General features: G+C 71.5%; 1 protein-coding gene (only partly in view). It reads right to left on the bottom strand.

Going from position 1 to position 12761, the window contains the following annotated elements:
* A protein-coding gene (locus ACFYQ5_RS11600; protein WP_389196489.1) for a lonely Cys domain-containing protein crosses the window boundary here: on the bottom strand, positions 1 to 12761 show its start. It extends 25966 nt beyond the left edge of the window; the window shows 12761 of its 38727 coding nt (coding positions 1-12761); its start codon is at positions 12759 to 12761; the stop codon falls past the left edge of the window.

Below are 12761 nucleotides of genomic sequence, written 5' to 3'. Positions count from 1 at the left end.
ACCAGCGCGGTGGTCTCGGCCTCGGCGGCGCGCGGTCCGCGCCGGGCCGCGCCGAGCGTGCGGAGCGGGCGGCTGTCGGCGACCCGGTGGTGCGCCTCGGCCACCGCCAGCCAGGTCACCGGCACCGCGAACAGCATGCTGCGGTCGGTGGCGACCTTGACATGGGAGCCGAGGGTGGTGTCCACGGCGCCCTTGAGCGCGACGCCGTCGTTCGCGCCGGCGAGCGGGACCGTGCCTCCGGGGTTGGTCATACCCGCGTTGCTGTTTCCGGCCAGCGGCGCGGTGCCCACCGCTCCCTCGACGTTGTCGGTGATGCCGGACTCCATCGCGTCGGAGGTCCTGCGCCGCTGCATGGCCTCCATGCGGGGCTTGCTCTCCACGGCGAGCAGCCGGGCGCCGCGACGGTGCATCTTGGCGTAGAGGCGGGAGTCGGCGGTGTGGGACTGGCCGAACAGACGCGCGGAGGACTGGGTGGGCAGCTGGGAGCCGTCCGCGCCGAGCGCCTCACGGAATCCGGCGGTCAGACCGCCTTGCGAGGTGGCCTCCTGCTGTGCCTGCCCGGGAGCCGTGCCCAGGCCGGTGAGCGGAGTACGACGCGCCATGCGCACCTGTGCGGTGAGGGCCGCGCCGGTGTGCCGCCTGCCGAGGTCGCCGTCGCCGAGACCGTCGGCTCGGGCGGTGGCGAGGGTCAGCGCGTCCTGTACTCCCGCCGCGCCGCGGATGTCCACGGCGAGGATGCCGGAGCCGAGCCGGTCGTCGACGGGCAGGACGTCGGAGTCGGTCGTGCCGTCACCGGAGGCACGCCAGGCGGCGATGCTCTCCAGCCGGGTCTGATTGGCCGTCAGTATGCGTACGGCACGCTCCGGTTCGGGCACGTCCTGCTCGGTGATCGCGCCGTCGTCACCGTCGCCCACCGGGGTGAGCAGACCCGCCGGTGCCATCTCGTTGAGGGTGCCGACCTGCGCGACGGAGCGTGGTGCGAGCGTCTCACCGGCCGCGTCCGTCATGGTGACGGTCAGGATGTAACTGGTGACGATCTCCGCGTGCGCCTGGGTGGTGGCGATGTTCGGCATGGCGGTACGGCCGTCGGTCTCGGTGCGGTTGCTCGCCCGCTGCTTGGCCGCCGTGCCCTGGAGCGAGGGGTTGGCGACCAGGATGCCGTTGTCCGCCGCACGCTGACCGCCACTCAGGGTGAGGTCGGCGCCGAGGTCCTGGGAGACGTTGACCGCGTCGTCGCGCGTGGTGCTCCGGTAGTCCTCCATCTCGTACCCCGTGCGCAGCCGCTGCACCGTGGTGGTGACCGGAGTCAGCTTGAACCGCATCTGCCCGGGGCTGCCCCCGACCGGCAGGTGATGCGGCCTGGTCCAGGTGCGGTAGTGGACCGGCAGGGTCATCCCGCCGGTGGTCAGCTCGTGCAGATGGGCGCGCAGAAAGTCCGGGGAGAGCCGCTGCAGGACCTGCTCCCGGTCGTGCGAGCGAACACCGATCTTCTCCAGGCGCGGCAGCAGCTGCTGTGCCGCCCTGCTCGCGTCGAGCTGGCCGCTGGGATGGGTCGGGAAGCGCCGGCCGCGCAGGAAGCCCGGCACCCGGTAGCCGCCGCCGAGGTTGCTCGGGGTGGTGGTGCCCAGCCCGTCCGGGGCGAGCCCGTTCTCGATGGCGTCCCGCATCGGCAGGTGGAACATCACCGCGTCACGGATCCGCTGGAGCGCGGCTGCGGCCCGGCGCGGGGACAGACCGCGCCCCAGGCGCTCGGACAGCCGCCCGGCGGCGGAGCTGACACGGGCCCCGGAACGGGTGCCGATCGTACCCATCGCGGCCGTCCAGCGGTCGCGCACCGCCACGGTCTCGGCGGCGTCGGCGACCACCAGATACACCCGCCCGGAGAAGGCCAGTGTGGTGCTGCGTCCTCGGCTGAGGGCCTGTGAGACGCCGCGGCCCTTGCCCCAGGCGTACTGGAGCGCGGTCGTGTACGAGCCGACCACCGGCTGCTCGCCGGGCATCTGCTGCAACGGCATGAGGCCGCCCTGGACACCGAGCGTGGTGCGGGAGCCGGTGTTCTCGCTGCCGACGACCCGGTGCTCGCTGGCGACGGTGCTCTCCAGGTTGGACGGCTTCGGATCGCTCTTGACCCGTATGTTGTCCAGCTCGCCGCGGATCGCGCCCTTCAGGTAGTGCGTCCGGAACGGTCCGGCGCCGTTGAGCCCGGTGATGCGGGAGCCGAACGGACCGAGGTACTGGCCGAGTTGACCGGCCACACCGAGGTTGGCCATCGCCCGGCGCAGCGCGGTGCGCACCGGTGCGCCGGGCGCGCTGACGTGCCAGGAGGTGCCCGAGGCACGGTCGGCGGTGTCCTGCATCAGCTGCTGACGCTGCGGGCCGCCCTCGGCGCTGAGCACCACGTGCGGGGCCCTCAGCAGCCGCCGGACGAGCTTCTGGGCGTCCGAGTCCGACCTGGGCAGCGGGCGGGTGCCGTCGAGGAGCTGGTCCGCCTCGGCTGCGGAGAGGCGCTGCGGCACGGGCGTGGGAGTGGGCGTCGTACCGCCGGCGGGCGGGTCGGTGGGGGCGTAGCGGTCGGAGCCGTGGGCCGCCGAAACGGCCAGCTCCACCCGCCCCACGGTCTCGGTGCCCCGGCTGAACAGCGGGCGTTCCTCGATCTTGCTGACGAAGACGCCCGCACCGAGCAGACCGACCGACAGCAGTCGGGCCCAGCCACGCGGGCGGCGGTGGCCCTCGAAGGTGGCGCCGAGTTCCACCTGGTAGCTGTAGAGATCGGAGTTGTTCTGGAACGCCAGGTGGTCGTGGGTGACCGTGACCGTGCTCCGGGTGCCCCTCTGGCGGGTACGGGCGTAGCGGGCGCCGACCGAGACGTTGCCGGTCTGCCGCGGCAGACCCGCCCCGGGCACCTTGTCGTGGTCGCGGGGCGAGACGCCTATCTCGACACCGGCGGAGTGGGTGCTGGACTCCTGCTCCCCCTGCCCGGAGACCTCGTTGCCGATCACCCCGCTGCGCAGTGACCGCTCGCTCATGGTGGTCTCGAACCGGCGGTCGGTCATCCGCGCCCGCAGGATCAGCGTGTGGTGGCCGCGGCGCACCTTGCCGTCCTCGGTGAGCGTGACCGGGACCCCGGTGGTGGTCAGCTCGTCCAGGCTCTGCGTCAGGGTGGGCCGGTTCAGCGCCTCGCGCACCTGCCGGTCGTTGTGCGACGCGGTCCGCAACCGCCCGTCGCCGTACCAGAAACGGCCCAGCCGGGGGTGCCGCAGCATCAGCGGCGGCACGAACATCGACGGGTACGAGCGGTGCAGGGTGTCCAGGACTGCGTCCGTGAAGACCCGCATCGGGTCCTGGGGAGCGGCGCCGTCCTGCGGGGCGGTGCTGTCCTGGGGAGCGGGCGGCTGCTGGGTCGGCGGGAGTGTCTCCTGCTGGGTCGAGGCCGGCGTCTGCTGCTGAGCCGTCGTCGGCGCCTGCTGCTGGGCGGCAGGAGGCGGCGTCTGCTGCTGAGTGGCCGGCGGTTGCGTCTGCTGCTGAGTGGCCGGCGGCTGCGTCTGCTGCTGAGTGGCCGGCGGCTGCGTCTGGGTGCGGGCCTGCGGCTGGAAGCCCTCCGCCCGGACCTGACCGCCCAGGTGCACCGGATCCTCACGGGTGAGGTACCACGGCACCGGCGGCTCGGCGTCCGGGTTCGGTCCCGTCCGGCCGGGCGTACGGCTGTCCCAGCCCGCGAGCCGACGGGCGTCCTGGGTGGAGATCCAGTCCAGGCTGACCACCCGCACCGGCCGGGCCGCGGACGACGGCTCACCGGCCTTACGGACCATCAGGGTGCGCTCAACCTGGTAGAGCGCCGTCGGATGGTTGCGGACCCGGCCGGTGACCTTGCGGGCCGCGTCGGTGCCCAGGTAGTGACCCTGCCCGACGGCGAGGTCCGTGCGGACCAGCGGACCGCCCTGGAGACGCACGTCGGTGTCCGGCCCGACAAGGGTGTAATTCGGCCCGGCCGTGATCTGGAACCCGAACCGGGTGTCCCGTACGTGAGCGCGCTGGTTCTGGTAGGTGGTCTGGGCGAGTTCGCGGATCTCCGCCTTGACCGACTCGGTGACCAGCACGGCGCTGTGCGGCTGCGACCGCTCCACGACCAGATGGCCCAACGGGCGCTGGCTGCTGCCCCGGGACAGCTCGGGCCCGCTGACCGGCCCGGTGAGCCGGCCGAACAGCCCGAGCATCCTCCCGGGGCGGACGTACGAAATCATGGTGCGGTGCGCCGAACTTCCGGGACGCGCACCGGAGACGGCCAGCGCGATGTCCTCCGGCGAGGTCGTCAGATACAGGCCGGTGGTGTCGGTGAGCCGGGGCTCCACCCCGTCCGGGAAGGTCAGCGTCTGCGGCGCCCTGCTCGGCCCCGTGAACGGCACGGTGAGGTCGTCCGGCAGCCGCCAGCTCAGCCCGTCCCGCATGCCGAACTCCGCGCTGTGCACCTGGACGCGCTGCCAACGCGGCCCCTGCGCGGGCTGGGTGGTCGGGGCAGTCGTCCGGGTGTCCGTTCCGGTGGTCTTCGGGGCCTCCGTGACCCGCTCCACCCGCACCCGGTAGTGGACGTCGTCCAGGTGCAGGTGCGAGCCCTCGAAGGCGCGGTAATCGGCCTGGCTGTACGCCGAGGTGCCCTGGGTGTAGTCCGTCTTGCGGCTCCAGCCCAGCGATGTACCGATCTTCAGCAACCAGTTGAGCGGCGGTCCCATGCCGAGACCGCCGGCGATCCGGCGCCCGAAGCCCACGCTGCGCCCACCGCCCGTACCGGCCTGCCCGCGCCACATCGTGTCCACCCGGACCGTGGCGCCCCCCACGTCGGAGAAGCGTTCCCAGCGGTGGTACGGGATGGCCTCGACCGTCATCTCCAGGCCGACCCCGGACTTCTCCCGACCCACGATGCGTGCGCCGTGCGGGGCGGTGAACGCCGAAGGCTGGTCGGTCAGCAGACGCAGCAGCTCCGCCTCGTCGAACCTCGCCCGCACCGACGCCGGTACCTTGTCGAGGATCTCCCGGGCCGCCAGCTCGGGCGAGCGCAGGGTGAGCGCGCCCGGCCCGGCGAGCAGCCCGGTGGGAGCGCCCTGCGGCGCCCCGTCCGGGGCGGTGTCGCGCGGATCGGCGCCCGGTCTGATCAGGACGGCGGGCAGTCTGCTGCCGTCCTCGAAGGTGACCGTGCGCGGCGCGGGCCCGGGCGGGCGGGCGTCCTCGCCGGTCAGCAGGCGGGCCGGACGGTGCCGTTCGAGCTGGGTCTCCAGCGGAACCACGTCGCCACGGTCGGGGGTCTCCGCCTGGTCGAGATCGTTGATCCCCGCCATGCCGCGCAGCCACTCCCCGAACGGGTCCGAACCGTCCGGCTCCTGGGAGCCCGGCGTCACGGTGGGCGGGACCGGATCCGGCTCCGGCTCCGGGGTGGGCGCCAGGGCGTCGTAGTGGTCGGTCCCGTTGTACGCCAGGTGCAGGGGGCCGCCGATGCCGCCCGGATTCAGCTCGGTGACGAGGAGCTCGCCCGTCCCCAGCGGGTCGGGCCGCACGAGGCGCAGATCGAGGTCGAGGGTGTGCGCCAGCGCGTCCGGGAGCAGGTCGGAGAAGGGGGACGCCCACAGCCCGGGGCGTTCCGCGGCGGCGGCGAGCAGGCCCCGCCCGCCGAGCCGACGCGCGTCGTCGGGGGTGGGCGCCACCTCGGCGAGCTGCGGATAGCCGCTGTCGGCGAGGATCTGCTGCCACCGGCCGGGGTCGCCGTCGGTGACGACCTCCTGGGCGACGGTGTTCCACTCCTCGGTGATCCGGCGCTGCTCATCCGCGTCGTCGACCCCGGCCAGGGCGCGTATCCGCAGGTCGTCCACCACGGTGAACACCGGGTCCGGTACGGCGGTGTCGGCCACGGCCCCCAGTTCGGAACCGGTGACCCGGTCACGCACCAGAGCGCGCAGCCCTGCGATGTTCCGCGCCGCCCAGGCCGGCGGGACGTTCCGGCTCCGCGCGCTGTCGAGCAACGCCCGGAAGAGGCGATTTCCGTCGGGGCGGGCCTCCACCCGGCGGAAGGTGAGACCGTCCGCCCAGACGAGGTCCGCCGGGTCGGTCGTCGTCACGGGGCCCTTGCCGAGCAGCGGAGGCGGGACGGGTGCCCGCGGGTCCGATTCGGCCCAGGTGAGTTGGGCGTTGTCGTTCCCGGGACTGAACCGGAGCAGTGGTTCACCGTCAGGCCCCTGATGCTTATGGACGATCTTGTCGAAGAGGGACTTGTCGAAATCGGTCGGCGGATTCCAGAACATGTGCGCGCCGTGCACCACGGCGATGTCCTTCGCCCGCATCTCCTCGACCAACGCGTCATGCGCGGGATGCGCAACCCGCGTACCGTCCGGCGTCGACACGTCGAACACATCGTGATCACCGGTGATCGGACGCCGACCACCGTCCTCACCCACCCCGAAGACCACACCGTCCCGCACGACGAACCTGTTCTCCGCCTCGAGCGCCGCCATCTTCGCGGACAGCTCACGGAACTCCGTCGAACGCTGATTGAAACGCGACAGAACCCTCTCCGACGCCCCCTCCGGAACAGCCCCCTGCTCAGGCATCACCGGCTTGAAATAACCGACAAGCCCGACATTCTCCGGATCAGCACCCAGAAGAACATCGACCTGATTCACCGTCTTGGACTTGATCTCCGGCGGCTTCGCCAACGCCCCGGCCTCAAGCCACTTCGGAGCAAGAAGATTCGTCGGACGCACATCGATGACAAGATTGTTGTCCCGCGCCAGATCCCGGAACCCCTTGAAATTCTTCTCCGGCATCCCGTACTCATGCCGCGCCGTGTACGAATTCACCTCACCACTCTGGAGCGGCTTGAGCCAGGTGAGTTGGGCGTTGTCGTTCCCGGGACTGAACCGGAGCAGTGGTTCACCGTCAGGCCCCTGATGCTTATGGACGATCTTGTCGAAGAGGGACTTGTCGAAATCGGTCGGCGGATTCCAGAACATGTGCGCGCCGTGCACCACGGCGATGTCCTTCGCCCGCATCTCCTCGACCAGCGCCTCATGCGCGGGATGCGCAACCCGCGTACCGTCCGGCGTCGACACGTCGAACACATCGTGATCACCGGTGATCGGACGCCGACCACCGTCCTCACCCACCCCGAAGACCACACCGTCCCGCACGACGAACCTGTTCTCCGCCTCGAGCGCCGCCATCTTCGCGGACAGCTCACGGAACTCCGTCGAACGCTGATTGAAACGCGACAGAACCCTCTCCGACGCCCCCTCCGGAACAGCCCCCTGCTCAGGCATCACCGGCTTGAAATAACCGACAAGCCCGACACTCTCCGGATCAGCACCCAGAAGAACATCGACCTGATTCACCGTCTTGGACTTGATCTCCGGCGGCTTCGCCAACGCCCCGGCCTCAAGCCACTTCGGAGCAAGAAGATTCGTCGGACGCACATCGATGACAAGATTGTTGTCCCGCGCCAGATCCCGGAACCCCTTGAAATTCTTCTCCGGCATCCCGTACTCATGCCGCGCCGTGTACGGATTCACCTCACCACTCTTGAGCGGAGGCGGTGTCGGCTTTTCCTCGTGGACGGTGGCCGTGGGCGCCGGGTCGTGCAGGCGACGTGCCAACTCGGCGGTGTCCTCGGGGCTGAGAGCCAGCTCGGACAGGGGCAGCGGTGTGCCGGACAGCGACCAGACGACATCCGCCGACGGCGCGTAGGAGAGCCCGCGCACGTCCTCCTGCGAGACCGGCGTGGACGGAGACAGCTCGGGCGGCGGCGGAGGGAGCAGTTCGTCGAGCGTGGTGTCGGGGCCGGCTCCGGCCCGCAACCCGGCCGCCGCGCGCAGGAATGCCTGGTACTGCTCGGGAGTGGGGTCGGCGGCTGGACCGGTCGCCGGTCCGCCGGTCCCGGTGGCGGTGTGCCAGTCGGTGACCATCCGGCGCAGCAGGTCCGGGGTCATACGGCCGTCGCCGTACCGGGCCGCGCTGTCCGCGCTCAGCCAGCGCAGACCGTCCACGTAGGCCAGTCCGGCGAGCAACTCCCGATTCTCGGGCTGCTGTTCGGCGTCCGGGCCGAGAGCGTCGCGCAGGGTCCGGATCTGCTGGAGGGTGCGGGCGCGGGCGAACGGTCCGGCCGGGCCGGGGCCCGCGTGCAGACCGGCGTCGCGCGCCGACCGGTCCAGGTCCTCCCCGCTGGGCTCAGGGGTGAACAGCCGCCACCGGCCCGGCCCGTCCGCGTCCTCGGTGAGCACGGCGCGGACCTCGCCGTCCTTGTCGCGGGCCGTACCCACCTCGCTCGTCGGCGCGTACACCTTCCGCCGCCCGGTCACGTTCGCCACGTGCTGCGCCACGGGCAGCCCCGCGATCTCCGGCTGCCGTCCGGTCTTGCAGGAGAACAGGACCAGGGGCTGGTCCTGGTCGCCGTCCACCGCCCAGGACTTGAGCACCTCGCCGAACTGTACGCCGCTGATCGTCACGCTGGGCAGCGCCGGGTCCTCGGTGCCCAGCGTGACGGTACGGGGCGTGCCGTGCGACACGAAGCCGTCGGCACCCTGTTCGGCATCCACACCCGGGAGCGGGGCCGGCGGGCCCGTGAACACGGTACGGCGGGAGGGCTGCGGCGCGTCGGTGCCCGCGTCGGAGGCCGCCTGTGGAGGGGCGGGAGGAGCCGACACGGTGCGTACGCCTCGGAAGGTGTCCTGGCCGAGCAGTGCTTGGCGCCCCGCGGCATGTGCCGTACCGTCCTCGGCCGGACTCTGCGAGATGGTCAGCAACCGGATGGCACGGCCCGGTGGGGGCTGCACCGTCGTATCCGGCATCATGCGCCGCACCTGCGCGAGGGGCACGGTGAGGCCGTCCAGGGTGACGACAACAGGCTCGCTCGCGGGTCTCCGTGAACCGTTTCCACCGATGTCGGTGACACCGCCGTCCGCAGGGCGTACGACGATCCGGGCCGGCGGCGGGGGAAGCGCCACGGGCGGAGTCGCGGGCGAGGTCTCCGGTGTCGCGGGAGAGGTATCCGGTGTCGCCTGAGCGGGCGGGGGCGTGGTTCCGTTCCCGGTGCCGTGTCCCGCGCCGGGGCCGACGTCCTGTCCTCCGGCACCGGCACCGGTTGTCTCGCCTCCGCCCGACTCCAGGTGCAGGTCGGTGGCCGTCTCGCTCCAGGGGCGCGACAACGTGGCGAGCTTGGCCGGGTCGGACGCGGTGCCGGCCGTGGAGTCCGGGAAGGCTCCGTTGCTCTGCAGGGGAGTTGCCTTCTCCGAGCCGAGCACCGTCGGCGGGGGTGTGTCCGTGGAAGTGACGACCGGGGTGTTGTCGGCCGCCTCGGCGCTCCCGGTGGTGGGCTGGGCCATCGGGCCGAGGGCATCGGCGAGCGGCAGCAGCACGTCCGCGCCGGGGAACGACGTGTCCGTGGTGCCTATGGTGCCCGTGGTGCCCGTGGTGCTGTCAGCCGTCGCGGCCGGCGTCGGGCCGGTGAGCGGACGGACCTGGACCGGGGCGCCCGGCCCCTCTCGAGTCAGCTCGACTGCGGCGCGTACCGGGCGTCCTGCCCCGTCCGGCGTGACCGCCGGCCCGAGCACCACAGCCCGGTCGGTCCCGGCGCGGTCCAGCAACTCGGCCGCCTCCGGCGATCCCTCCCCCGGCGGCGGCACCTCCGACACCACGATCGTCAGGGGCGGTGCCGTGGTGGACTCGGAGTTCCCGGAGCGCGTGGAGTCGGACTTCACGTCAGCTGTGCCGCTGACGTCACGTACGTCGCCGGTGTCGGCGAACGAGCCGATGGTGCTCACCTTCGGCGGAGCGGTGGCGATGTCGACGGCCGGGTCGGGAACGCTGTCGGAGGCGGGCTCGACAGTCGAAGCGGTGTCGGACGTGTCGGCCGTGTCGGAGTCGACGACCGGGGCGGGGACGCTCTCTCCGGAGTCCTGCGTGACGTCGACATCGGTCCCGGTCGGGTCCAGGGCTTCCGAAGGGGGGGTGCTCTGCGAGGAGTCGTCCGTCGCGGTCGGTGAGCCGTCCACCGGGGCTGCGCCGTCCGGGGTTCGGGTGCCCTGAGGGGACGTACCGGCGGGAGCCGGGGCGCCTCCGGCGGTCGGGACGCCCCCCGGACGGGCACCACTGCCCGTGGCAGGTGTGGCAGGTGTGGCAGGTGTGGCGGAGGAGGTGGTGGGGCTGCCGCCCGTGGCGACGGGAGCGCCGTTCCCCTGGCCCGGCACCGTGGCCGCACGGTCGTCCTGCCCGGCCGCCTCCTGCGGGGACTCCTGGACGTCGCTCTCCGGGGCCCGCTGGACGTCGCCTTCCGAAGACCCCGCGACGTTGTTCTCCCGGGACCCCTGGACGTTGCTCCCCGAAGACCCCGCGACATCGCTCTCCGGAGACCCCTGGACATTGCTCCCCGAAGACCCCGCGACATCGCTCTCCGGAGACCCCTGGACATCGCTCCCCGAAGACCCCGCGACATCGCTCTCCGGAGACCCCTGGACATCGCTTCCCGAAGACCCCGCGACATCGCTCTCCGGAAACCCCTGGACATCGCTCCCCGAAGACCCCGCGACATCGCTCTCCGGAGACGCCTGGACGTTGCTCCCCGAAGACCCCACGACGTTGCTCTCCGGGGACGCCACAGCCGAGTCAGCCGGTACGTCCACGGCCCCGCTCTCCGGGGACGCCACGGGCTCGGCACCCTGCCCGCCGGCCGAGTCGGTCAACCGCGCGTCCGAGCCGTTGTCCACCACCGGGTCGACGTTGTCCCCAGTGGGACGTGCGGCGGAGTTGCCCGCGGTCGTCGCGGGACTGTTGCCGGAAGCACCCGGACCATCCACAACAGCCGAGCTGCCCCCCACGGACGTCGCCGGACCGTTCCCGGAAACACCCGGACCATCCACAACAGCCGAGCTACCCCCCACGGACGTCGCCGCACCATTCCCGGAAACACCCGGACCATCCACAACAGCCGAGCTGCCCCCCGTGCTGGGTGCACCGCCCACCGTGATCGGGGCGTCCACCGTGACCTGGGTGCCGAAGCTGTCGAGGGTACGGCGGACCTCGTCCGTGTCGACCTGGTTGGCGGGACTGCTCCCGGCGGGCACCACCCGGACCTCGGGCACCTGCGACAAGTTTCCGTGCAGGCTGTCGCGCACACCGATCTCAGCACTGCCGGGCGGCTGGGAGCCCCGCAGGGCGGCGAGGTCACGCAGCGCCTGCTCGCGGACCTCGGCGGGGCCGTGGTGGACCTGCTGCCACAGCGCGTTCTCGGCGGCGGTCACAGGCAGCGCGCCCGGAGAGTACGGCGGCGGGTCCAGGGACGTGTACGGCGGCGGGTTCTCGGAGGAGTAGGGCGGGGGCGACTGGCTGCCGGTGACGTCACCCTGTCCGGTGGTCTGAGCGGTGACCGGCGGGGGCGAGGTGAGGGCCGGCCCGTCACCGCCCGCGGTGTCCGTACGCGAGGGACCGTCGGTACGAGCGGGGCCGTCACCGGAGCGCGAAGAACTGTCGGAGTCGCTGCCGCCACTGGAGACGGTGGGTGGCTGGTGGCGCAACTTGTCGATGACGTGACGCAGTTCGGCGGCGCTGTTCACGGCGGTGTCGCTGAGCGTGGCCTCGACCTGGCTGCTGATGCCCGCGCCGACGAAGGTCGACCAGCTGGTGGACCAGTCGCCGTCGAACGCACCCTTGATCAGGATCTCCGCGAGCGCCTCGCCGGACCCGGCAGCGAGGAAGTCGGTCACGCCCTTGAGGCCGTAGTGCCCGGCCAGCGCACCGGGCCGGTCGGCGTTGTTCCGCAGGATCTGGCTGTTCCGCCACAGCTCGGTGTTGTTCCGGAAGGAGAGCGGATTGTTCCGGAAGGTGACCGGGACGTTGTTCGAGGGGTTCGGGCCGTTCCCGTACGGGGTGGGGTCGGGGCGGTCGTTGAGGGGGCTGTCGCGGTCGGGGTTCGGGGTGGGGTTCGGCTTGGGGTTCGGGGTGTAGTTGTCGAGGTCGAGGTTCGGGGTGTTCTTCAGGTTGGGGTTGTTCTTGAAGTCGAGGTCCGGGCTGTTCTTCAGGAAGTTGTTGTCGAAACTCTTGACGATGCTCTTCGCGAACTGGTCGAAGACGCTGGTGAGGAAGCCCGCCGCAGCACCGAACGCGGCGGCCTTGCCGATGTCGCTCCAGTCGATGCCGTCGGGGCGCCGGCCGTCCGGGGCAAAGTTCATCATCGCCAGCCGGACGGCGAAGGTCGTGAACGCCTCGGCGAACGCCTCGGTCAGCGAGGGCGCCAGGTGCAGCCGCTGGAGCAGGTGGGTGAGCGTGGTGAGGATGAAGAACCGGCTGCGCATCTTGGCCAGCATGATCTGACTGGCCGAGGCGCCTCCGGTGAAGAAGGACAACGCGAGATAGATGGCGATCTCGATGAGCAGCCGGATGATCTCGGCGATGACCTGCCACTTGGACTCCATGATGTCCATGGAGGTCTTGCGCCGGCCTTCGGCGATCTTGTCGAGCTGGTCGGCGAAGTCCCGCAGGTAGTTCTTGCCGCCGTCGTCGATGAGCATGCCCATGGCCTTGCCGTACGACCTGGCGAGGTCGTCCGGCATGGACTCGCCGATGTCGTGGACCGACTTGTCGATCAGCGAGGACAACCTGTCCAGCTTCCGGCCGAGGCCGGAGTAGGGCCGACGGCTCTCGAACGCGAGATCCTCGTCGGCGTCCATGAGCCTCTCCCCGGTGAGGATGAAGATCATCGCGTTGACCTCGGGCGAGACCTGGATGCTCAT

This window comes from Streptomyces sp. NPDC005794 (genome assembly GCF_042871445.1).
In the GTDB taxonomy this organism is placed as follows: domain Bacteria; phylum Actinomycetota; class Actinomycetes; order Streptomycetales; family Streptomycetaceae; genus Streptomyces.
The sequence above is the reverse complement of the archived record's forward strand: the minus strand, read 5'-3'. Positions and strand labels throughout refer to the sequence as shown.